The 21,736-nt window shown below is 69.6% G+C and carries 18 protein-coding genes; 11 read left to right on the top strand and 7 right to left on the bottom strand.

What is annotated here, in order from left to right; translation table 11 throughout:
* Nucleotides 1-5: 5 nt before the first annotated feature.
* From EOD73_RS10285 to cobA, 8 genes are all read left to right on the top strand, one after another.
* Entirely contained in the window at nucleotides 6-614 is a 609-nt protein-coding gene (locus EOD73_RS10285; RefSeq protein ID WP_127682895.1) for an ANTAR domain-containing response regulator, read from the top strand.
* A 318-nt stretch (nucleotides 615-932) separates the two neighbouring features.
* Nucleotides 933-2,123, top strand: coding sequence for a CmpA/NrtA family ABC transporter substrate-binding protein (locus EOD73_RS10290; RefSeq protein ID WP_240660682.1), 1,191 nt, complete (start codon nucleotides 933-935; stop codon nucleotides 2,121-2,123).
* 10 nt (nucleotides 2,124-2,133) lie between these two features.
* Entirely contained in the window at nucleotides 2,134-3,024 is an 891-nt protein-coding gene (ntrB, locus tag EOD73_RS10295) for a nitrate ABC transporter permease (RefSeq protein WP_127682897.1), read from the top strand.
* Nucleotides 3,017-3,811: an ABC transporter ATP-binding protein gene (locus EOD73_RS10300; RefSeq protein WP_127682898.1), complete on the top strand. Its 795-nt coding sequence runs from the start codon at nucleotides 3,017-3,019 to the stop codon at nucleotides 3,809-3,811. The genes ntrB and EOD73_RS10300 overlap by 8 nt, the downstream gene beginning before the upstream one ends.
* A 19-nt stretch (nucleotides 3,812-3,830) precedes the next feature.
* Complete coding sequence (gene nirB / locus EOD73_RS10305; protein ID WP_127682899.1) at nucleotides 3,831-6,329, top strand: nitrite reductase large subunit NirB; 2,499 nt, start codon at nucleotides 3,831-3,833, stop codon at nucleotides 6,327-6,329.
* Entirely contained in the window at nucleotides 6,326-6,715 is a 390-nt protein-coding gene (gene nirD / locus EOD73_RS10310) for a nitrite reductase small subunit NirD (protein WP_127682900.1), read from the top strand. The genes nirB and nirD overlap by 4 nt, the downstream gene beginning before the upstream one ends.
* Nucleotides 6,716-6,853: 138 nt before the next feature.
* Complete coding sequence (locus tag EOD73_RS10315) at nucleotides 6,854-9,619, top strand: nitrate reductase (RefSeq protein WP_240660666.1); 2,766 nt, start codon at nucleotides 6,854-6,856, stop codon at nucleotides 9,617-9,619.
* A complete protein-coding gene (gene cobA, locus EOD73_RS10320) occupies nucleotides 9,616-10,371 on the top strand; it encodes a uroporphyrinogen-III C-methyltransferase (RefSeq protein ID WP_127682901.1) in 756 nt (251 codons plus the stop codon). Before EOD73_RS10315 ends, cobA begins: the two co-directional genes overlap by 4 nt.
* 37 nt (nucleotides 10,372-10,408) lie before the next feature.
* Here the strand turns inward: cobA and EOD73_RS10325 are convergent, their stop codons facing one another.
* Nucleotides 10,409-12,115 (bottom strand): methyl-accepting chemotaxis protein, encoded by a 1,707-nt coding sequence (locus EOD73_RS10325; RefSeq protein ID WP_127682902.1) that lies wholly within the window; start codon nucleotides 12,113-12,115, stop codon nucleotides 10,409-10,411.
* A 111-nt stretch (nucleotides 12,116-12,226) separates the two neighbouring features.
* On the opposite strand from EOD73_RS10325, the gene EOD73_RS10330 reads away from it, so the two are divergent.
* Entirely contained in the window at nucleotides 12,227-13,000 is a 774-nt protein-coding gene (locus EOD73_RS10330) for a type III pantothenate kinase (protein ID WP_127682903.1), read from the top strand.
* A gap of 17 nt (nucleotides 13,001-13,017) precedes the next feature.
* Here the strand turns inward: EOD73_RS10330 and EOD73_RS17795 are convergent, their stop codons facing one another.
* The 6 genes from EOD73_RS17795 to EOD73_RS10360 all read right to left on the bottom strand — a co-directional run bounded on the left by EOD73_RS17795 (nucleotide 13,018) and on the right by EOD73_RS10360 (nucleotide 19,280).
* On the bottom strand, nucleotides 13,018-13,752 hold the full coding sequence (locus EOD73_RS17795; protein ID WP_240660667.1) for a potassium channel family protein: 735 nt from the start codon (nucleotides 13,750-13,752) through the stop codon (nucleotides 13,018-13,020).
* A 45-nt stretch (nucleotides 13,753-13,797) separates the two neighbouring features.
* The gene (hslU, locus tag EOD73_RS10340; protein ID WP_127682904.1) at nucleotides 13,798-15,129 is read right to left on the bottom strand and encodes an ATP-dependent protease ATPase subunit HslU; all 1,332 of its coding nucleotides are present in this window, start codon (nucleotides 15,127-15,129) and stop codon (nucleotides 13,798-13,800) included.
* Complete coding sequence (hslV, locus tag EOD73_RS10345) at nucleotides 15,126-15,671, bottom strand: ATP-dependent protease subunit HslV (RefSeq protein WP_127682905.1); 546 nt, start codon at nucleotides 15,669-15,671, stop codon at nucleotides 15,126-15,128. Before hslV ends, hslU begins: the two co-directional genes overlap by 4 nt.
* Before the next feature lie 84 nt (nucleotides 15,672-15,755).
* Nucleotides 15,756-17,558: a hypothetical protein gene (locus tag EOD73_RS10350; RefSeq protein ID WP_127682906.1), complete on the bottom strand. Its 1,803-nt coding sequence runs from the start codon at nucleotides 17,556-17,558 to the stop codon at nucleotides 15,756-15,758.
* An 18-nt stretch (nucleotides 17,559-17,576) separates the two neighbouring features.
* A complete protein-coding gene (gene dksA, locus EOD73_RS10355) occupies nucleotides 17,577-18,089 on the bottom strand; it encodes an RNA polymerase-binding protein DksA (RefSeq protein WP_240660668.1) in 513 nt (170 codons plus the stop codon).
* A gap of 111 nt (nucleotides 18,090-18,200) precedes the next feature.
* Nucleotides 18,201-19,280 carry a CobW family GTP-binding protein gene (locus EOD73_RS10360; protein WP_127682907.1) on the bottom strand — a complete coding sequence of 360 codons (1,080 nt, stop codon included), beginning with the start codon at nucleotides 19,278-19,280 and terminating at the stop codon, nucleotides 18,201-18,203.
* Nucleotides 19,281-19,373: 93 nt separating this feature from the next.
* Between EOD73_RS10360 and EOD73_RS10365 the strand changes: the two genes are divergently transcribed.
* Both EOD73_RS10365 and lnt read left to right on the top strand, forming a co-directional pair.
* Nucleotides 19,374-20,252: a CorC family transporter gene (locus EOD73_RS10365; RefSeq protein ID WP_127682908.1), complete on the top strand. Its 879-nt coding sequence runs from the start codon at nucleotides 19,374-19,376 to the stop codon at nucleotides 20,250-20,252.
* A complete protein-coding gene (gene lnt, locus EOD73_RS10370) occupies nucleotides 20,249-21,736 on the top strand; it encodes an apolipoprotein N-acyltransferase (protein ID WP_164846028.1) in 1,488 nt (495 codons plus the stop codon). The genes EOD73_RS10365 and lnt overlap by 4 nt, the downstream gene beginning before the upstream one ends.

Here is a 21,736-nt window from a genome sequence, read left to right on the forward strand (position 1 = left end):
AGGGCATGCCCAACGCCGCCCTCCCATCCACCCCGAGCCTGCGCGTGCTGCTGGTGGACGACGGCGCGCACCGCGTGCGCCACATCGCCGAGGCCCTGATCCAGCAGGGCCACGTGGTGGTGGGCGTGCTGGCCGAGGCCACGCGCATCCACGATGCCGTGCAGAGCATGCGGCCCGATGTGGTCATCGTCGACGCCGAATCCCCCACCCGCGACACGCTGGAAAACCTGGCCCTGCTGAACGAAAGGGCCCCGCGCCCCGTGGTGATGTTTGCCGAGGACGAGGCGGGCGAGGCCATGCGCGCGGCGCTCAAGGCCGGCGTCAGCGCCTACGTGGTGGCGGGACTGAGCCCGCAGCGCCTGCTGCCGGTGATGCAGGTGGCGCAGGCCCGCTTTGAACAGGAGCAGGCCCTGCGCACCGAACTGGCCGAGGCCCGCAGCGGCGCGGGCCAGCGCAAAAAGGTGGACGAGGCCAAGCGCATCCTCATGGCGCAACTGCGCCTGAGCGAGCCCGAGGCCCACAAGCGCCTGCAAAAGCTGGCCATGGACCGCGGCGTGACCGCCGCCGTGGTGGCGCAGCAGGTGATCGACGCGCACCAGTTGCTTCAGGGTTGACCCCGCCCTGGTGCAGGTGCCCTGCTGCGGTGCACCAAAAGGGCGCAAACCGGGGCGCTTTCCCCAGGGAAAAAAGCTGGCACAGCTCCTGCAATAGAGAAGACGTCACCCGCAACGGGGTGGGTGACAAAGCCCGAAGCCGCAAGGCCGAGGGTGAGTGAGCTGTGTTGGACAAGGGCGTCCAACCAGGCAGGAGCCGCGCTGAATGTCTCCCAGCAACGCACCGACCTGGTTGTGACGCCCTTTTTTTTTGCCTGAGAGGAACCTATGAACCATGCAGACGACACGAACCACGGCCTCAACCGCCGTTCGATCCTCATGACCGGCGCCGCCATGGCCGCCACGGGTGCACTCCCTCAGGCCTGGGCGCAAGGCTCCGACAAACCGGAGAAGGAAGAAGTTCGGATCGGCTTCATCCCCTTGACCGACTGCGCCTCCGTCGTGATGGCCTCGGTGCTCGGCTTCGACAAGAAGTACGGCATCAAGATCATCCCCACCAAGGAGGCCTCTTGGGCCGGCGTGCGCGACAAGCTCGTCAACGGCGAGCTGGACATGGCGCACGTGCTCTACGGCCTGGTGTACGGCGTGCACCTGGGCGTGGGCGGCCCCAAGAAGGACATGGCCGTGCTGATGACCCTGAACCGCAACGGCCAGGCGCTGACGCTGTCGAAGAAGCTGGCCGACCAAGGGGCCGTGGACGGCGCCTCGCTGGCCAAGGTGATGGCCAAAGAAAAGCGCGAATACACCTTCGCGCAAACTTTCCCCACCGGCACGCACGCCATGTGGCTGTACTACTGGCTGGCCAGCTACGGCGTGAACCCGATGAAGGACGCCAAGGTCATCACCGTGCCGCCGCCGCAGATGGTGGCCAACATGCGCGTGGGCAACATGGACGGCTTCTGCGTGGGCGAGCCCTGGAACCACCGCGCCATCATCGACGGCATCGGCATCACCGCCGCCACCACGCAGGACGTCTGGCCCGACCACCCCGAGAAGGTGCTGGGCACCACGGGCGACTTCGTCAAGAAGTACCCCAACACCGCGCGCGCCGTGATCATGGCCGTGCTGGAAGCCGGCCGCTGGATCGACGCCGGCCTGAAAAACAAGCAGCAGATGGCCGAAACCATCGCCGAGAAGGCCTACGTCAACACCAGCGTGGACGCCATCAACCAGCGCATCCTGGGCCGCTACCAAAACGGCCTGGGCAAGACCTGGGACGACCCGAAGCACATGAAGTTCTTCGACGACGGCGCGGTGAACTACCCCTACCTGAGCGACGGCATGTGGTTCCTCACGCAGCACAAGCGCTGGGGCCTGCTCAAGAGCCACCCCGACTACCTGGCCGTGGCCAAGCAGGTCAACCAAACGGCGCTGTACACGCAGGCGGCCAGCCAGCTCAAGGTCAGCGTGCCCAAGAGCGATCTGCGCACGAGCAAGCTGATCGACGGCACGGTGTGGGACGGCAAGGACCCCGCGAAGTACGCCGACTCGTTCAAGGTGAAGGCTTGAGGAGCCCCGCATGGTCGCCGCTGTCTTTCACCTTCCCGCCGATGCCCCACCCGCCGACGGTGCCGCGCCCCTGGCAGTGCGCCCCGCCGAGCCCAAGGCCCCGGCGCCAGCGCCGCGTGTCGAGCGCCGCTTCGACGCCAAGCGTTGGGTGCTTCCCGTCGCCGCTCCGCTGCTGGGCCTGGCTCTGCTGATTGGCGTGTGGGCGCTGCTCACGCAAAACGGCGGCTCGTTTCCGACCCCGAAGGCCACCTTCGAGGCGGCCGTCAAGCTCTTCTCGGACCCGTTCTACAGCAACGGCCCCAACGACCAAGGCATCGGCTGGAACATCCTGAACAGCCTGCAGCGCGTGGGCATGGGCTTCGGGCTGGCGGCCTTGGTGGGCATCCCCTTGGGTTTCGCGCTGGGGCGCTTCGCTTTCTTGGCGCAGATGGTCAACCCCTTGATCAGCCTGCTGCGCCCGGTGTCGCCCCTGGCCTGGTTGCCCATCGGGCTTTTGGTGTTCCAGCGGGCCGACCCGGCCGCCATCTGGACCATCTTCATCTGCTCCATCTGGCCCATGATCCTCAACACCGCCCAGGGCGTGCAGCGCGTGCCGCAGGACTACTTGAACGTGGCGCGAGTGCTGAACCTGTCCGAGTGGAAGGTCATCACCAAGATCTTGTTCCCTGCCGTGCTGCCCTACATGCTGACGGGCGTGCGCCTGAGCGTGGGCACCGCCTGGCTGGTCATCGTGGCCGCCGAGATGCTGACAGGCGGCGTGGGCATCGGCTTCTGGGTGTGGGACGAGTGGAACAACCTCAACGTCGCGCACATCCTGATCGCCATCTTCGTCATCGGCTTCGTCGGCCTGCTCTTGGAGCAGCTGCTGGTCGCCATCGCCAAGAGGTTCAGCCATGAGTGAGTTCATCGAGATCCAGCAGGCCGAGATGGTGTTCAGCACCGGCCGGGGCCGCTTCCATGCCCTGGCCGATGTGAACCTCACCATCGCCAAGGGCGAGTTCGTCACCCTCATCGGCCACAGCGGCTGCGGCAAGAGCACGCTGCTGAACCTGATCGCCGGCTTGCTGTTGCCCACCAGCGGCACTTTGCTGTGCGACAACCGCGAGATCGCCAAGCCCGGCCCGGAGCGCGCGGTGGTGTTCCAGAACCACTCGCTGCTGCCCTGGCTGAGCTGCTTCGACAACGTGATGCTGGCCGTGGAGCGCGTGTTCGGGGGCAGCGAGAGCAAGAGCCAGCTGCGCCAGCGCACCTTGGCCGCGCTGGAGCTGGTGGGCATGGGCCACGCCGCGGGCAAGCGGCCGGCCGAAATCAGCGGCGGCATGAAGCAGCGCATCGGCATCGCCCGCGCGCTGGCCATGGAGCCCAAGGTGCTGCTGATGGACGAGCCCTTCGGCGCGCTGGACGCGCTGACCCGCGCCAAGCTGCAGGACGAGCTGCTGGCCATCGTGGCGCGCACGGGCTCGACGGTGGTCATGGTCACCCACGACGTGGACGAGGCCGTGCTGCTCAGCGACCGCATCGTGATGATGACCAACGGGCCGGCAGCGACCATCGGCGAGGTGCTGGACGTGGGCCTGCCCCGTCCGCGCGACCGCGTGCAGCTGGCCGAGGACCCGCGCTACATCGCGGCGCGCAAGGCCGTCATCGACTTCCTCTACACGCGGCACAGCCACCCCGCCGCCGCCTGATCCCCCTTCGGAGACCGAGATGAATGCACCCGATCGGGCCGTGCAGGGCGCGCTGTTGCCCGCCGACGGCCGCAAGATGAAGCTGGTCTTGGTGGGCAACGGCATGGCCGGCGTGCGCACGCTGGAAGAGCTGCTGAAGATCGCGCCCGACCTGTACGACATCACCGTGTTCGGCGCCGAGCCGCACCCGAACTACAACCGCATCCTGCTCAGCCCCGTGCTGGCCGGCGAGCAGACGCTCGACGAGATCGTGCTCAACCCCTTGAGCTGGTACGCCGAGCACGGCATCACCCTGCACCTGGGCAAAACGGTCTCGACGATCGACCGCGTGAACCGCCGCGTGGTGGCCGAGGACGGCACCTCGGCCCATTACGACCGCCTGCTGCTGGCCACCGGCAGCCTGCCCTTCGTGCCCCCGGTGCCGGGCAAGGACTTGGAGGGCGTGGTGGCCTACCGCGACATCGCCGACACGCAGGCCATGATCGACGCCGCCGCCAAGTACCGCCACGCGGTGGTGATCGGCGGCGGCCTGCTCGGTCTGGAGGCGGCCAACGGCCTGATGCTGCGCGGCATGCAGGTGACCGTGGTGCACCTGGGCGAGTGGCTGATGGAGCGCCAGCTGGACCGCCAGGCGGCCGAGCTGCTGCAGAAGTCGCTGGAGGCGCGCGGCCTGCGCTTTCGCCTGGCCACGAGCACGCAGGCCCTGATCGGCGACAAGTTCGACGGTGCCGGTGGCCGCGTGATGGCGGTGAAGTTCAAGGGCGGCGACGAGATCCCGGCCGACCTGGTGGTGATGGCCGCCGGCATCCGGCCCAACACGGCCTTGGCCGAAAGCGCGGGCCTGCACTGCCAGCGCGGCATCGTGGTGACCGACACCTTGCAGACCGTGACCGACCCGCGCATCTACGCGCTGGGCGAGTGCGCCGCGCACCGCGGCATCGCCTACGGCCTGGTGGCCCCGCTGTTCGAGCAGGGCAAGGTCTGCGCCACGCACCTGGCGCAGTTCGGCATCGGCCGCTACACCGGCTCGGCCATCAGCACCAAGCTGAAGGTGACGGGCATCGACCTCTACAGCGCCGGCGACTTCATGGGCGGGGAGGGCACCGAAGAGATCGTGATGAGCGACCCCTTCGCCGGTGTCTACAAAAAGCTGGTGATCAAGAACGACCAGGTGGTGGGCGCCTGCCTGTACGGCGACACCGTGGACGGCGGCTGGTACTTCAAGCTGTTGCGCGAGGGCCGCAAGGTGGCCGACATCCGCGACAAGCTGATGTTCGGCGAGTCGGGCAGCAACATCGGCGACGTGGGCCACCAGGGGCAGAACCGTGCGGCCGCCATGGCCGATGCCGACGAGGTCTGCGGCTGCAACGGCGTCAGCAAAGGCGCCATCTGCAAGGCCATCAAGGAGAAGGGCCTGTTCACGCTGGACGAGGTGCGCAAGCACACCAAGGCCAGCGCCAGCTGCGGCTCCTGCACCGGCTTGGTCGAGCAGCTGATCATGGTCACCGCCGGGGGCGACTACAGCGCCGCGCCCAAGAAGAAGGCGATGTGCGGCTGCACCGACGCCAGCCACCAGGACGTGCGCGATGCCATCCGCGAGCAAAAGCTGCTGACGCAAGACAGCGTGTTCCAAGCCCTGGGCTGGCGCACCCCCAACGGCTGTGCGACCTGCCGGCCGGCGGTCAACTACTACCGCATCAGCACCTGGCCCAAGGAGGCCGAGGACGACCCGCAAAGCCGCTTCATCAACGAGCGCGCGCACGCCAACATCCAAAAGGACGGCACCTACTCGGTGATCCCGCGCATGTGGGGCGGCGAGACCACGGCCTCGGAGCTGCGCCGCATTGCCGACGCGGTGGACAAGTACCAAATCCCCACCGTCAAGGTCACCGGCGGCCAGCGCATCGACCTGCTGGGTGTGAAGAAGGAGGACCTGGTCAACGTTTGGAAAGACATCGGCATGCCCAGTGGCCACGCTTACGCCAAGGCCCTGCGCACCGTGAAGACCTGCGTGGGCGCCGAGTGGTGCCGCATGGGCACGCAGGACAGCACGCAGATGGGCAAGGACTTGGAGCGCGCCATGTGGCGCATGTACGCCCCGCACAAGGTCAAGTTCGCGGTGAGCGGCTGCCCGCGCAACTGCGCCGAGGCCGGCATCAAGGACGTCGGGATCATCGGCGTCGACTCCGGCTGGGAGATGTACATCGCCGGCAACGGCGGCATCAAAACCGAGGTGGCGCACTTCTTCACCAAACTCAAAACCGCGGAGGAGGTGCTGGAGTACACCGGCGCTTTCATGCAGCTCTACCGCCTGGAGGGCTGGTACCTGGAGCGCACCGTGCACTACGTGAGCCGCGTGGGCCTGGACCACGTGAAGAAGCGCATCCTGGACGACGAGGCCGGCCGCAAGGCGCTGTGGGCGCAGCTGCAGTTCGCGCTGCAGGGCGAGCCCGACCCTTGGTTTGATTTCGACGCGGCGAAAGTGGACCTGCGTCAGTTTGAAAAGGTGGCGGTATGACTTGGGTCGACGTTTGCGCCGTGGGCGACATCCCCGTCCTGGGCGCGCGCCGCGTGGCCCGCCCCCAGGGCATGGACGTGGCCGTGTTCCGCACCGCCACCGACGAGGTCTTCGCCTTGTTGGACCGCTGCCCGCACAAGGGCGGCCCGCTGAGCCAGGGCATCGTGGCCGGCCGCGGCGTGGCCTGCCCGCTGCACAACTGGACCATCGCGCTGGACACCGGCCTGGCCGCGGCGCCCGACGAGGGCTGCACCCCGCGCTTTGCGGTGCGCGTGGTGGACGGCCGCGTGCAGCTGGACGGGATGGAGCTGGCCAAGCACGCGCTGGACCTGTCGCCGCCCACGGCCGGGCCTTGCAGCAAGCGCATCCCGATCACCACGGCCTGAGATGGAAACGAAGTCGACCTGCCCCTACTGCGGCGTCGGCTGCGGACGCGCGCTGCCGCGCGGTCCGCTCTGCGGCGACCGGAGGCACCGCCCTCTCGTCCCCCCGCCGGGCGGGGGGCTCCGCAGCCGGTGAACGCCATGGCCCTGCGCGAGACCAAGTCAACCTGCCCTTACTGCGGGGTCGGCTGCGGCGTCGTCATCGAGCACGACGGCGCCCAGATCACCGGCGTGCGCGGCGATCCTGACCACCCGGCCAACTTCGGCCGCCTGTGCACCAAGGGCACCAACCTGCACCGCACGGCCACGCCCGTGGTGCTGCAGGGCCAGCGCCTGCGCCAGCCCTTGCTGCGCGCCGGCCGGGGCCAGGCGCCGCAGGCGGTGGGCTGGGATGAAGCCAACGCGCACCTGGTGCGCGAGCTGCTGCGCATCCGCGCCGCGCACGGGCCCGAGGCCATCGGTTTTTACATCTCGGGCCAGCTGCTGACCGAGGACTACTGCGCCTTCAACAAGCTGGCGCGCGCGGTGCTGAAGACGCCGCACATCGACAGCAATTCGCGCCTGTGCATGAGCAGCGCCGTCACCGGCTACAAGCAAAGCCTGGGGGCCGACGCGCCGCCCTGCAGCTACACCGACGTGGAGCAGGCCGACTGCGTGCTGGTCACGGGTGCCAACCCCGCCTGGGCGCACCCGGTGCTGTTCCGCCGGCTGGAGGCCGCGCGCGCCGCCAAACTGGCGCGGGGCGCCGGCCACAAGCTCATCGTCGTCGACCCCCGCCGCACCGAAACCGCCGAGCTGGCCGACCTGCACCTGGCGATCCAACCCGGCACCGACGTGGCCCTGATGCACGGCCTGCTGCACGCCTGCATCTGGCAAGGCTGGATGGACGCGGCCCACATCGAGGCGCATACCGAGGGCTTTGCCGCACTCAAGGACCTGGTGCGCGAATGGACCCCGGCGCGCGCCGCCAAAACCTGCGGCGTGCCCGAGGCCGACCTGTGGCGCGCGGCCGAGTGGTTCGCCACCTCGCCGCGGTCCTTGAGCCTGTACTGCCAGGGCCTGAACCAAAGCAGCAGTGGCACCGCCAAGAACACCGCGCTCATCAACCTGCACCTGGCCACGGGGCAGATTGGCAAGGCCGGCGCGGGGCCGTTTTCGCTCACCGGCCAGCCCAACGCCATGGGCGGGCGCGAGAGCGGCGGCATGGCCACCTTGCTGCCCGGCCACCGCGACCCCACCAACCCCGAGCACCGCGCCGAGGTGGCCGCGCTCTGGGGCCTGGGCGCCGACGAGGCCCTGCCCGGACCCGGTCACACGGCGGTGGCCTTGTTCGAGGCCGCGGCGCGCGGCGAGATCAAGGCGCTGTGGATCGCCTGCACCAACCCCGCGCAAAGCCTGCCCGATCAAGCGTTGGTGCGCGCGGCGCTCGAACGCTGCGAGTTCGTCGTGCTGCAAGAGGCCTTTGCCGGCACCGCCACCGCGGCCTTTGCCGACCTGCAGCTGCCCGCGGCCACCTGGGGCGAGAAAGAGGGCACCGTGACCAACAGCGAGCGCCGCATCAGCCGCGTTCGGGCCGCCGTGCCGCCGCCTGCTTTGGCCCGGCCCGACTGGCAGGTCGTGCGCGAGGTGGCGCTGGCCTTGGAGGCCGAGCTGCGCCCTGGCCGTCCCAGCGTCTTCGCCACCGACAGCCCCGAGGCCCTGTGGAACGAGCACCGCGACAGCACCCGCGGCCGCGACCTCGACATCAGCGGCCTGAGCTACGCATTGCTGGACGCCCAAGGCCCGCAGCAGTGGCCCTTCGTGGACGGCCCGCGCGAGCGCCTGTACGAGGACGGCCGCTACCCCACGCCCAGCGGCCGCGCCCGCTTCGTGGCCAGCCCGGTCCGCCCCACGGCCGAGCGCGCCAGCGCCGCCTTCCCCTTCCAGCTCACCACCACGCGCTTGCGCGACCAGTGGCACGGCATGAGCCGCAGCGGCGCCGTGCCGGGGCTGTTCGCCCATGAGGGTGGCCCCGTGCTGCGCCTGCACCCCCAAGATGCCGAGCGCCGCCGCCTGGTGAACGGCGAGCTGCTGCGCCTGCGCACCGCGCGCGGGGCCACCGTGCTGCCCCTGCAAACGGATGCCCGCGTGGGCCTGGGCCAGGCCGACCTGCCCATGCACTGGGGCGCCGAGTTCCTGGCCGGCGACGGCATCAATGCCTTGACCCACGGCGCGCGCTGCCCCGACTCGCAGCAGCCCGAGCTGAAGTTTGCCGCGCTGGACGTGGCGAGCGCCGCATTGCCTTGGCGCCTGTCGGCCTGCGCCTGGGTGCCGGCGGCCGAGGGCGCCGCCTTGCGCGAGCGCCTGCGCGCGCAGCTCAACGCCTTCCCCTACGCCACCTGCCTGCCCGTGCCCAGCGACGACCCGGCGCGCTGCGGTTGGGTGTTGGAGGCCGCCGCCGAGACGGCGCCCGACCCCGCGCTGCTGGCGGCCTTGACCGAGGCCGTGGGCCTGCACGGCCCGGGGGTGCACCGCTACGCCGACGCCGGGCGCGGCCGACTGCGCTTGTTGCGCTTGGACGGCGAGGCCCTGCAAGCCCTGCTGCGCGTGGGCGAACACGACGAAGCCGCCTGGCTGCTGCCCCTGTGGCGCGAGCGGCAAAGCGTCCAAGCCCTGGGCCGCTGGCTGCTGGGCCCCGGCACGCCCCCGAGCGCCCAGCTGGCTGCACCGCGCGCCGCGCAGGTCTGCAACTGCTTCGATGTGCGCGAGGACGCGATCACCGCTGAATTGCGTCGCTGTGCTGGCAGTGCCGACGAGCGCCTGGCCGCGCTGCAAGGCGCGCTGCGCTGCGGCACGCAGTGCGGCTCTTGCCTGCCCAGCCTGAGACGCCTGGTGGCCAGCACCCAACCCGAGGAGGTATCTGCATGACAGCCCTGCACCCTGTGGCCTTGGTGGGCGCCGGCCCTGGCGATCCTGAGCTGCTGACCCTGCGCGCGCTGAAGCGCATCGAGGCCGCCGACGTGGTGCTGGCCGACGACCTGATCGATCCGCGCGTGCTGGCGCTGGTTCGGGGCCGCCTGCTGCGCGTGGGCAAGCGCGGCGGTTGCATCAGCACGGATCAGCAATTCATCCACGCGCTGATGGTGCGCGAGGCGCAGGCCGGCCACCGCGTGGTGCGGCTCAAAGGCGGCGACCCCTTCGTGTTCGGCCGGGGTGGCGAGGAGGTCGACGCACTGCGCGCGGCCGGTCTGGACGTCGAGGTCGTCAGCGGCCTCACCAGCGGCATCGCCGGCCCGGCCGGCGTGGGCATCCCGGTCACCGACCGGCGCCACAGCGCGGGCGTGGTGCTGGTCACGGGCCATCCGGGCGAAGGCTGCCGCGAGCCCGACTGGGCGGCGCTGGCGCGCACCGGCCTGACGCTCGTGATCTACATGGGCGTGGCGCGTTGCGCCGAGCTGCAAGCCCAGTTGCTGGCCGGTGGCCTGCGGGCCGACACGCCGGCGGCGGTGGTGAGCGCGGCCCACACGGCGCGCCAACGCCACGCCATCACCACCCTGGCCGATTTGCCGGCCTGCATCGCCCGCGAAGGCCTGACCAGCCCGGCGCTGCTGGTGGTGGGCGAGGTCGTTCGCCAAGCTGCGCGGGACGCGACCGCTCTGCGCGAGGTGCTGCGGGCCTAGGGCCCCTTCGCGCGTCGACCCCGAGTGGGAGTCGCGCTTAGAAGGTTTCCCAGTCGCCGTCGGCGGCGGCCACCGCCGGGGCGGCGGGTGTCGGCGCCGCCGCCGGGCGCGGTGCCGGTGCCGGCATGGGGCGTGCCACGGGCTTCGGGCTGGCCTTGGCCAGGGCGGGCCGAGGAGCGGGGGCGGGGGCGGCGGGGGCTGGGGCGCGGCGTGCCGAGCCCTCCACGCGGTAGCGGCTGACCAACTGGTGCAACTTCACCGCCTGCTCCTTCAGGCTCTCGGCGGCGGCGGCGCCTTCTTCCACCAGGGCGGCGTTGCTTTGCGACATTTGGTCGAGTTGCACCATGCTGGCGGCCACGCCGCTCAGGTGCTGGTTCTGCTCGGCCGTGCTGGCGCTGATTTCGCCGATCACGTCCGACACCTTGTTCACGTTGCCCACCAGCTCGTCCATGGTGCTGCCGGCGTCGGCCACCAGGCGCGTGCCGGCCTCGACCCGTTCCACGCTGGCGCTGATCAGGGTCTTGATCTCGCGCGCCGCCTCGGCCGAGCGGCTGGCCAGGCTGCGCACCTCGCCGGCCACCACGGCGAAGCCGCGGCCTTGCTCGCCCGCGCGGGCCGCTTCCACGGCCGCGTTCAAGGCCAGGATGTTGGTTTGGAAGGCGATGCCGTCGATGACGCCGATGATGTCGGCGATCTTCTTGGAGCTGGTGTTGATCTGCTCCATGGTGCTGACGACCTGGCCCACCACCTCGCCGCCCCGCTGCGCCACGGTGGCGGCGCTCTGCGCCAGTTGGTTGGCCGTGGCCGCGCTTTCGGCGCTGTGGCGTACCGCCACGCCCAGGTCGTTGATGGCGGAGTTGGTTTGCTGCACGTGCGCCGCCGTGGTCTCGGTGCGCTGGCTCAGGTCCATGTTGCCGCTGGCGATTTCGGCCGCGGCGGTCTGCACGCTGTCGGCGCCTTCGTGCGCCTTGGTCACCATGTCGGCCAAGCCGTCCCGCATCTGCGCCAGGGCCTTTTGCAGGTCACCGAGTTCGTCGCCGCGGTCCACGCGCACCTCGCGGGTGAGGTCGCCGTCGGCGATGTGCTCGGCCAGGCCGATGGCCGACTTCACGGGGTTGATGATGGTGCGCACCAGGTAGAAGGTGCTGCCCGAGAAGGCGATGGCCACCACGATGACCACCGCCAGCACGGCGTAGGTGCTCTTCAGACGGGCGCCGCTGATGTCCGCGCGCAGGGCCGATTCCTGCCGCTCCTGCAGGGCGTGCAAGGACTCGGTGGCTTGCGCCAGCGCTTGCTGGGATGCGGCGGTCTGGGCCTTCCAGGCGGCCCCATCGGCGCCCCCGGCCAGCGCCTTGGCAGAGGCCCCCAGGTAGTCGTCGGCCGCGGCCTGAACCTTGCCCATCACGCCGCGCTCTTCGCTGTCGCTGACCAGCTTGCCCATGCGCGCCAGGCCTTCGGTGATCCGCTGCGTGAGGGCTTTTTGTTGCTCGGCCAAGGGGGCCTTCAGGGCCTCGTCGCTGGCCAGGGCGACCGCCATCGACACGGCCGCGTGGGCCTCGGGCCAGTCGTGGAGCTTGAGGCTGAGCTCCAGCTTCTCCTGTTGTGTGGCCTGTTGCACCTTGGACTCGTCGATCAGGCGCAAGGTGCGGCCCACGAGCAGCACGGCGGTGATGGTCAGCACCACGATCAGGGCGACGACGGGCACCCACATCTGGGTCGCAAGCGACCAGCTTTTCTTAGGCATTAGCACTCCGGGGTTGGCGAGCTGTGTGCTCGATATTAGGGGTAGCGGGAATTCCTTCGCACGCTGTTAGGCTGCGCGCCATTCGCAACCCGTGGAATCGGTGGCACCTTCATGCGACTGCTGGCCATTGACGTGGGCAACACCCGTTTGAAGTGGGCCCTTTTCGAGCGCACCGAGCCCGGCAGCGTGCCGGTGGCGCAAGGCGCCGTGTTCCTCGAGCACATCGACGCCCTGGGCGAGGGCGACTGGCAGGTGCTGCCCGCGCCGGCCCCGACCGCCATCATCGGCAGCAACGTGGCCGGCGATGCGGTGCGCCGTCGCGTGGAGGAGCAACTGGAGTTGTGGGACCTGAGCCCGCGCTGGGTCGTGCCCTCGACATCCGCCGCTGGTGTCACCAACGGCTACGACCACCCCACGCGGCTGGGGGCCGACCGTTGGGTGGCCCTGATCGGCGCGCGTGCGCATGCCAAGGCCAAGGGTTGGGATGGCCCGGTGCTGGTGGTGATGGTCGGCACCGCCGTGACCATCGACGCCCTGGACGCCCAGGGGCACTTCTTGGGGGGGCTGATCCTGCCGGGCCACGGCATCATGCTGCGCGCCTTGGAAGGCGGCACCGCCGGCCTGCGCGTGCCGACCGGCGAGGTGCGCAACTTCCCCACCAACACCTCCGACGCCCTGACCAGTGGCGGCACCTACGCCATCACCGGGGCCATCGAGCGCCAACACCGCGCCTTGCAACAGCACACCGGGCGGGCGCCGATGACGCTGATGACCGGCGGCGCCGGCTGGAAGGTGGCGCCCGCCTTGGGCGTGCCGCACGAGCTGATCGACGGCCTGATCTTCGACGGCCTGCTGGCCTTGCACGCCGCGAACGGCGCGGCCTGAACGGGCCGCCGGCGGCCTCAGTCGCGGCGCTCGTCGCGCAGCGTCTGCAGGTCGGCGCGCAGACGCTTCACCTCGGCGTGCAGTTCGTGGAGGATCTCGCGCTCGACCTCGCGCTCGGCCGACTCGACCCACACGGCGGCGATGGCGGCCGTCACCAGCGACAGGGCGGCGTAGCCCAGCAGCACGACGAACACGGCAAAAATTTTGGCCGCTGGGGTGGTGGGCACGATGTCGCCATAGCCCACGGTGGCGGCGGTGGTGAACGCCAGCCACAGCCCGTCGGCCAGGGTAACGGCGCGGGGCTCCAGCAGCCAAAAGCCCACGCCGCAGCCGGCCAGGATCAGCAGGCTCAGCACCAGCACGTGGTGCAGGCTGCCCCGGGTGATCCAGGGGCGCACGATGCCCACCATGCGCAGCAGGCTCAGCCCGGCCACCAGCAGCCGGAAGGCCAAGGCGGCGCCCGATTCCCGGCTGGTGGGCAAGGCGGCGCTCAGGGCCAGGCCCAGCACCAAGGCCAGGTCCAACCCGCGCTGGGTGCGCTCGCGTGGGCTGCGGGGCGCGGGGCTGCGCCAACGGGCAATGCCCACCACGCAGGCCGCCAGGCCGTAGACCCAGCCCGCGGCGGACAGCGGCAGGTCGGCCAACATCTCCACGTAAAAGGCCGGGATGGTGGCCAACAAGGCCCCCAGCACCGCCCAGCGCCAAGGGGAGGGCGCGGTGAGGTGCGCTCGGTCGGTAGGGGCCCGGTTCATGCCCAAGAGCCTAGGCAGGGCCGGGCGCCGCCGACTTGACCCAGGTCAGAGGATGAAGCGACTCAGGTCTTCGTTGTGCGCCAACTCGCCCAAGCGGGCGTCGACCATCGCCGCGTCCACCACCAGGGTCTGGCCGCCGCGGTTGGGGGCGTCGAAGCTGACCTCGTCGAGCAGGCGCTCCATCACCGTGGCCAAGCGCCGCGCGCCAATGTTCTCGGTGCGCTCGTTGACCTCGTGCGCGATGCGCGCCAGGCGCTCGATGGCCTCGTCGGTCAGGGTCAGCGTCAGGCCTTCGGTGGCCAGCAGGGCCTGGTACTGCTTGATCAGGCTGGCGTGCGTGCTCGTCAAGATGGCTTGGAAATCGGCCACGCTCAAGCTCTGCAACTCCACCCGGATGGGGAAGCGGCCTTGCAGTTCGGGGATCAGGTCGCTGGGCTTGGCCAGGTGGAAGGCGCCGCTGGCGATGAACAGGATGTGGTCGGTCTTGACCATGCCGTGCTTGGTGCTGACCGTGGTGCCCTCCACCAGCGGCAGCAGGTCGCGCTGCACGCCCTGGCGGCTGACGTCGGCGCCACCGACCTCGCTGCGCGACGCCACCTTGTCGATCTCGTCGATGAAGACGATGCCGTTTTGCTCGGTCTTGTGCAGGGCCGCCTGCTTGATCTCGTCCTCGTTGACGAGCTTGGCGGCCTCTTCGTCCACCAGCGCGGCCAAGGCGTCCTTGATCTTGAGCTTGCGGGTTTTGCGCTTGCCCTGCGCCATCTGCCCGAACAGGCCCTTGAGCTGCTCGGCCATCTCCTCCATGCCTTGCGGGCCGAGGATTTCCATCGCCGGTGCCTTGTCGGCCAGGTCGAGCTCGATTTCTTTGTCGTCGAGCGCGCCCTCGCGCAGGCGCTTGCGCATCACCTGGCGGGCGGTGTTGTCGGCCTTGGCCGGCTCCTCGCCGAAGCCCACGGCGCGGGGCGGGGGCACCAGCACGTCGAGGATGCGGTCTTCGGCCGCGTCTTCGGCGCGCATGCGTTGGGCCTTGACCTGCGCCTCGCGCTCTTGCTTGACGGCGATGTCCACCAGGTCGCGCACGATGGTGTCCACGTCCTTGCCCACGTAGCCCACCTCGGTGAACTTGGTGGCCTCGACCTTGATGAAGGGCGCATCGGCCAGCTTGGCCAAGCGGCGGGCGATCTCGGTCTTGCCCACGCCGGTGGGGCCGATCATCAGGATGTTCTTGGGCGAGATCTCGGCGCGCAGGCTGCCCTCAACCTGCTGGCGGCGCCAGCGGTTGCGCAGTGCGATGGCCACCGCGCGCTTGGCCTGGGCTTGGCCGACCACGTGGCGGTCGAGTTCGGAGACGATCTCTTGGGGGGTCATCGCGCTCATGTGAGGATCTCGATCGTGTGGTTCTGGTTCGAGTAGATGCACAGGTCGCCGGCAATGGCCAGCGACTGCTTGACGATGTCGGGCGCGCTCAGTTCGCTGTGGCGCAGCAGGGCCAAGGCCGACGCCTGGGCGTAGGCCCCGCCGCTGCCGATGGCCACCACGCCCTCTTCGGGCTCCAGCACGTCGCCGTTGCCGGTGATGACGAGGCTGTGCTCGCGGTCGGCCACGGCCAGCATGGCCTCCAGGCGGCGCAGCACGCGGTCGGTGCGCCAGTCCTTGGTCAGTTCCACGGCGGCGCGCAGCAGGTGGCCCTGGTGCTTCTCCAGCTTCGACTCGAAGCGCTCGAACAGGGTGAAGGCATCGGCCGTGGCGCCGGCGAAACCGGCCAGCACTTGGTCGCGGTGGAGCTTGCGCACCTTGCGGGCGGTGCTCTTGAAGACGATGTGACCCAGGGTCACCTGGCCGTCACCGCCCAAGGCCACGACGCCGTTGCGGCGCACGGACAAGATGGTGGTGCCGTGAAAGACGGGGGAGTCGCTCATGCGCGGGGTCTCGGTGAGAGGTGCCGGGCGAGCGCCCGGGGAAAGCCCGCAGGTGGGGCCCAGGGCCCCAGGTTCAAGTCCGGCTCAGACGGTTTTGACCTTGATGCGGGCGTGTTCGTTGATGCCCATGGCCCCGAAGAACATGGCCACCAGGCGGTGGGCCTCGGTGAACACCACGGTGCGGTTGTCGCTGCGCTGCTGCAGCACCCAGTTCAACACGTCGCCGGCGGCGATGAAGTCCAGGCGGATGAGGCGGGGGCAGGCGATCTGCACCTGCGTGGCCGTGCCGATTTGGGCGCTGAGCTTCTTGAGTTGCTCGGTGAGGTCGCCCACCAGTTGCCCCATCAGCTCGAGGTGCGCCACCTGGGGGCCGTCGTCACCGGCACCTTCCATGGTGGTCGATTCAAGGAAGGCGGGCATGGAGTCGGAGTGGCGGCTGACCTGCGTGCTGCTCGGGCTCAGGGTGGTCAAGCCACCGCTGGTCATGCGCACGCGGCAGCGCGGGGCCTCCCAGCTCGGCGGCGACACCTCGTAGGTCACGCAGTAGTCGATCGCGGCCTCGTCGAACTGGTCGGGCCGGTTGGCGGCGCGCAGCACTTCCAGGCACAGCATCCACCAGCCGGTGTCCGTGTCGCGCTCGCCCACCGGGCAGGCTTCGCGCACCACCTCGATGAAGTGGTTGCCGGCCAGCCATCGCATTTCGGTGTTGAGCTTGGACCACTCGCGCAGCAAGTCGGTCAGGGGCCCCCGGGCCTCGGGCTCGATGGCCTTCAGCGGGCCCCAATCCAGCACCCAGGGCAGCGGGGCGGTCTCGCAGCGCTTGCGCAGCAACAACAGGCCGTCCAGGTCCAGGCGCTCGGGGCTTGCCCAGTTCACGCCCTGGGCCTTGGGGGCGCTGCTGCCGCTCGGGCGCGTCTCGGCGGCCTTGCGGCCTTCGACGACCAGGCGCGGCAGCGACACCCACTGGGGCGCCGACAGGCCGAAGTGGTGCACGTACTCCACCGCCAGCGACTCGAACGCCTGCTGGTTGCCGGTGGCCCGGTAGAAATCGAAACGGGCCAGCCAGGTGGGGCTGTGCATGTGGCGGGCGCCGTCGGCCTCGGTGAGGGCGACCAGGCTGCGCTCGCAGGTTTCGTTGTCGCCGTTGGCGAAGGCCATCACGGCCTCGTCCAGCTCGGGGTCGTGCGGCAACTCTTCTTCTTCGGGCTGGGCCGACTCGTGGCCACGCACCAACTCGAAATCGGGCGGCGCGGGGGCCAGTTCCGAGGGCACGCCCAATTCGCTGGCCACCTCGAAGCTGAGGGACATCTCCAGCGGGGGCAGGCTGTGCACATCGCTGGGCGCCGCGTCGGACGGGGGCGACAGGCCGGCGCCCATCTTGGCCACGGCCGTGGGCAGTTGTTCGGGCGGCAGGGTCGGCGGCGCCGCCGGCATGGTGGGCGCAAAGGCCGCCGCCGCAGGCCGGGGCGAGGGCACTTCTTTGTCAAAGGGCGGCCGCTGCGTCATGCTGCTGCGGAAGCCCTCTTTGACCATCTGCTGCTCGATCTGGTCGATCTTGTCCTTGACCGCCGAGGCGTCGTCGCGACTGATCTCCGAGGCCACGCGTTCGGCGTCGGAGATGACCGAGCTGTTTTGCTCGCCGGCCGCCGCCAGTTGCTCGGGCGTCAGGCCCTCGCGGCGCAGGCGACGCAGCATGTCGAGTTCGCGCTTGCGCACGAAGTCGTTGCGCCGCTTGCGTTCGATCATGGCGCGCAGTTCGGCCTTGGCCAACTCGCTTTCCGGGTTGTCTTGGCGCGAGTTGATTTCTTTCCAATCCGTGGTCGGGTTGGCGACGAACCGCGCCACCTTGCGCAGGAAGCTGTCCGATTGCTTGGGATCGTCGGCCATGCGCGCGCGAACCGGGACTCAGTCCCCGAACATCTTCTGCTTCATCTCACGGCGTTGCTGCGCTTCGAGCGACAGCGTGGCCGTGGGACGGGCGATCAGGCGACCCAAGCCGATGGGCTCGCCGGTTTCGTCGCAGTAGCCGTACTCGCCGCTGTCGAGGCGGGCGATGGACTGCATGATCTTCTTGAGCAGCTTGCGCTCGCGGTCGCGGGTGCGCAACTCGAGGGCGTGCTCTTCTTCGATCGTGGCGCGATCGGCCGGGTCCGGCACGATGGTCGTGTCTTCGCGCAGGTGCTCGGTCGTTTCACCCGCGTTGTTGAGGATGCTGTCGCGCAGGCTTTGCAGCTTGGCGCGGAAGAACGCCAGTTGCTGGTCGTTCATGTACTCGCCATCGGGCATGGCCAGCACTTCCTCGTCGGTCAGCAGGTGGCCGGGCTTGCCTTTCCAGGCATCGGAGCCGGCTTTGCCCGCCGACCGCGCGGCCGGTTTGGCGCTCGCTGCGGGCTTGTTGGGGGCCAGGGTCTTGCTCACCGTTTTCTCCTTGTGGCCTGAAGGCCTTGTTCTCGTTGCCCCCCACAGGGGGCCGTTCGGGGCCGGGATTGTAAGCAGCCCCTCTTCTCAGCAATTTCCCTCAAATGTCACTCAAACCAGGCAGCCTTCCAAGCCGTGTTCCAAGACGTCGCGCGGCAGGTCGATGCCGATGAACACCATCTTGCTGGTGCGCTTCTCGCCCGCCGCCCACTTGGGCCCCAGGTCCGAGCCCATCAGCTGGTGCACGCCCTGGAAGATCACCTTGCGGTCGGTGCCCTTCATGTTCAGCACGCCCTTGTAGCGCAGCATCTTGGGCCCGTAGACCTGCACGATGGCGCCGAGGAAGTCTTCGAGCTTGGCCGGGTTGAACGCCCGGTCGGCGCGGAAGACGAAGCTCTTGACGTCGTCGTCGTGGTGGTGGTGGTGCGGGTGGTCGCAGTGCTCGCCGTGGGCGTGGTCGTGGTGGTCGTGACCGCAGTGCTCGTCGTGCACGTGCCCGTGATCGTGATCGTGGTCGTCGACCTTGAGGAAATCGGGGTCGATGTCGAGCTTGGCGTTGAGGTTGAAGCCGCGCAGGTCGAACACCTCGGCGATGGGCACCTCGCCAAAGTGCACCTGCTTGTGCGCGGCGCGCGGGTTCATGTGCTTGAGGCGGTGCGTCAGCGCGTTCAGGTCGTCGGCCGACACCAACTCGCTCTTGCTGATGAAGATCTGGTCGGCAAAGCCGACCTGGCGGCGGGCCTCTTGGCGGCTGTCGAGCTGGCCCTGGGCGTGCTTGGCGTCCACCAGGGTCAGGATGGCGTCGAGCACGAAGGTCTCGGCGATCTCGTCGTCGATGAAGAAGGTCTGGGCCACGGGGCCGGGGTCGGCCACGCCGGTGGTTTCGATGACCACGCGCTCGAAGTCCAGTTCACCGCGGCGGCGCTTGGCGGCCAGGTCGGCCAAGGTGGCGCGCAGGTCTTCGCGGATCGTGCAGCAGATGCAGCCGTTGCTCATCTGGATGATCTGCTCGTTGGTGTCGGCGACCAGGATCTCGTTGTCGATGTTCTCTTCGCCGAACTCGTTCTCGATGACGGCGATCTTCTGGCCGTGGGCCTCGGACAGCACGCGCTTGAGCAGGGTCGTCTTCCCGGCGCCCAAGAAGCCGGTGAGGATGGTGGCGGGGATCAGTTGGGGCGCGGGCGTGCTCATGGGGACCAGGCGAGGGGTGCAAAACCCGGCATTTTGGGCCGCTTGGGGGCTTTGCAATATCCTTGAGCCCCTTTTCTTTGTGTGCGTTTCTGCATGCCCGACCCTGCGTCGACCCGAGACCCGGCCTCCGATCCCCGAGGGCTGCTGCAGCGATTCCTGGAGTTCTTGCACCCCGGTCCCGACTCGAAGACCGAGCTGATCGAGACCCTGGCCGACGCCGAACAACGCGCCTTGATCGAGCCGGAATCCCGGCAAATGCTCGAAGGCGTGCTGCGCATGGCCGAATTGAGCGCAGGCGACGTGATGGTGGCCGCGCCCCGCATGGACCTGCTGGACATCGACGCGCCCTTTGAGGCGCAGCTGGCGGCCATCATCGACACGGGCCATTCGCGCTTCCCGGTTTACGAGGGCGGGCGCGACAACATCATTGGCATCCTGATGGCCAAGGACCTGCTCAAGCTGCAGCGGGCCCCCGAGTTGAACCTGCGCACGCTGCTGCGCCCGGCGGTCTTCGTGCCCGAGAGCAAGCCGCTGAACGCGCTCTTGCGCGACTTCCGCACCAACCGGAACCACCTGGCCATCGTCATCGACGAGTTCGGCAACGTGGCGGGCTTGGTCACGATCGAGGACGTGCTCGAAGAAATCGTCGGCGAGATCGAGGACGAGTTCGACGAACGCGGCAGCGAGGGCGTGGGGGGGCTGTACACCCTGGCCGACGGCAGCCAGCGGGTGGCCGGCGACGCGGCCATTCGCGACGTCAACGCGGCCTTCGGATTGGCGATCCCCGAGGCCGATTTCGACACCATCGGCGGTTGGGTGGCGCACGAGCACGGCCGCGTGCCCCGCCGCGGCGAGTCGGTCGAACTGGCCGGGCTGCGCTTCCACGTGATGCTGACGCGGGGCGGTGCGGTGCGCTGGTTCAAGGTCACGCGCGCGACGCCGGCGCCGGCACCGGCGGGTTCCGGCACTTGAGGTCGGCCTGGCGATTGGGGGCCGCGCTGGCGGCGGGCGCGCTGCACGCGCTGGCCTTTGCCCCGTCGACGGCCTGGTTCCTGCAGCCATTGGCCTTGGCCCTTTTGGTCGGCCTGCTGAGCGGCCAAACGGTGCGGCGCGCCGCCTGGCTGGGTGGGGCTTTCGGGCTGGCCTGGCTTGGCGTTGGTCTGTGGTGGCTGTACATCAGCCTGCACGACTTCGGCGGCCTGGCACCGCCCCTGGCGGTGGGGGCCTTGCTGCTCCTGGGGGCTTTCCTGGCCCTGTACCCGGCGGCGGCGGCGGCGGGTTTTGTGGCCCTGCGGCCCCGGGTCCCCGCAGCCTGGGCGCCCCTGTTGTGGGCGGCTTGCTGGCTCTTGAGCGAGTTGGCCCGTGCGCAGTGGTTCACCGGCTTTCCGTGGATCGCCAGCGGCTACGCGCACACCGTCGGCCCCGGCGCCGCCTGGGCGCCTTGGATCGGGGTGTACGGCCTGGGGGCACTCAGCGCGGCCTGGGCCGCGGCCGGGGCCCAGGCGGCCCTGGAGCGCCGCTGGCGCGCGGCACTGGCCTTGAGCGCTGCGGTGGCGCTGGGGGCGCTCTTGCCGCAGTCGTTCACCACCTCCACCGGCAACTTGCGACTGAGCTTGGTGCAGCCCAACGTGCCCCAATCGGCCAAGTTCGACCCGGCACAGATCGACCGCAACCTGGACGCGCTCTTGGCGCAAATCGAGGCGACGCCCGCCGGCGTGGTGGTCACGCCGGAATCGGTGCTGCCCCTGCCGCTGGCCTACCTGCCTGCCGAGGCGCAAGGGCGATTGGCCGAGGCCAGCGTCACGCGCCACCTGCTGGTGGGCAGCTTCCTGGGCAGCGACGAGGCCGGCTGGGTCAACTCCTTGGTGGGCTGGCACCAGGGCCAGGCGCAGTACGACTACGGCAAGCGGCACCTGCTGCCCTTCGGTGAGTTCATCCCGCCCGGCCTGGGTTGGTTCGTGCGGGCCCTGGGCATCCCGATGGACGACCAGGCCCAAGGCGCGCACCAGCGGCCTTGGGCGGTGGGGGGCCAGCGCTTGCGCCCCTTGATTTGCTACGAAGACTTGTTCGGCGAGGACTTCGTGCGCAGCGCCGTCGACGGGCCCGAGGCCGCGACGGTGTTCGTCAACGCCAGCAACCTGGCCTGGTTCGGCCGCCACATGGTGCAGGACCAGCATTTGCAGTTCAGCCAGATGCGCGCGCTGGAGTTCCAGCGCCCGTTCGTGCGCAGCACCAACACCGGCGCCACCGCCCACGTGGACCACCGGGGCCAGGTGCGCGCGCGCTTGGAGGCCCTGACCGCCGGCACCTTGGTGGTGGAGGTGGAGGGCCGCAGCGGCAGCACGCCCTACGCACGCTGGCTGGCCGCCTGGGGCCTGTGGCCCTTGTGGGGCCTGGGCCTGGCCGCGGTGGTGTGGGCCGCAAGCCGCCGTCGTTCCACGCCGGTGGCTCCCTAG

Source organism: Inhella crocodyli (assembly GCF_004004565.1).
In the GTDB taxonomy this organism is placed as follows: domain Bacteria; phylum Pseudomonadota; class Gammaproteobacteria; order Burkholderiales; family Burkholderiaceae_C; genus Inhella; species Inhella crocodyli.

Coding starts and splice junctions, on each gene's coding strand:
- EOD73_RS10285 (WP_127682895.1), top strand. CDS start 6: ATGCCCAACGCCGCCCTCCCATCCACCCCGAGCCTGCGCGTGCTGCTG.
- EOD73_RS10290 (WP_240660682.1), top strand. CDS start 933: ATGACCGGCGCCGCCATGGCCGCCACGGGTGCACTCCCTCAGGCCTGG.
- ntrB (WP_127682897.1), top strand. CDS start 2,134: ATGGTCGCCGCTGTCTTTCACCTTCCCGCCGATGCCCCACCCGCCGAC.
- EOD73_RS10300 (WP_127682898.1), top strand. CDS start 3,017: ATGAGTGAGTTCATCGAGATCCAGCAGGCCGAGATGGTGTTCAGCACC.
- nirB (WP_127682899.1), top strand. CDS start 3,831: ATGAATGCACCCGATCGGGCCGTGCAGGGCGCGCTGTTGCCCGCCGAC.
- nirD (WP_127682900.1), top strand. CDS start 6,326: ATGACTTGGGTCGACGTTTGCGCCGTGGGCGACATCCCCGTCCTGGGC.
- EOD73_RS10315 (WP_240660666.1), top strand. CDS start 6,854: ATGGCCCTGCGCGAGACCAAGTCAACCTGCCCTTACTGCGGGGTCGGC.
- cobA (WP_127682901.1), top strand. CDS start 9,616: ATGACAGCCCTGCACCCTGTGGCCTTGGTGGGCGCCGGCCCTGGCGAT.
- EOD73_RS10325 (WP_127682902.1), bottom strand. CDS start 12,115: ATGCCTAAGAAAAGCTGGTCGCTTGCGACCCAGATGTGGGTGCCCGTC.
- EOD73_RS10330 (WP_127682903.1), top strand. CDS start 12,227: ATGCGACTGCTGGCCATTGACGTGGGCAACACCCGTTTGAAGTGGGCC.
- EOD73_RS17795 (WP_240660667.1), bottom strand. CDS start 13,752: ATGAACCGGGCCCCTACCGACCGAGCGCACCTCACCGCGCCCTCCCCT.
- hslU (WP_127682904.1), bottom strand. CDS start 15,129: ATGAGCGCGATGACCCCCCAAGAGATCGTCTCCGAACTCGACCGCCAC.
- hslV (WP_127682905.1), bottom strand. CDS start 15,671: ATGAGCGACTCCCCCGTCTTTCACGGCACCACCATCTTGTCCGTGCGC.
- EOD73_RS10350 (WP_127682906.1), bottom strand. CDS start 17,558: ATGGCCGACGATCCCAAGCAATCGGACAGCTTCCTGCGCAAGGTGGCG.
- EOD73_RS10360 (WP_127682907.1), bottom strand. CDS start 19,280: ATGAGCACGCCCGCGCCCCAACTGATCCCCGCCACCATCCTCACCGGC.
- EOD73_RS10365 (WP_127682908.1), top strand. CDS start 19,374: ATGCCCGACCCTGCGTCGACCCGAGACCCGGCCTCCGATCCCCGAGGG.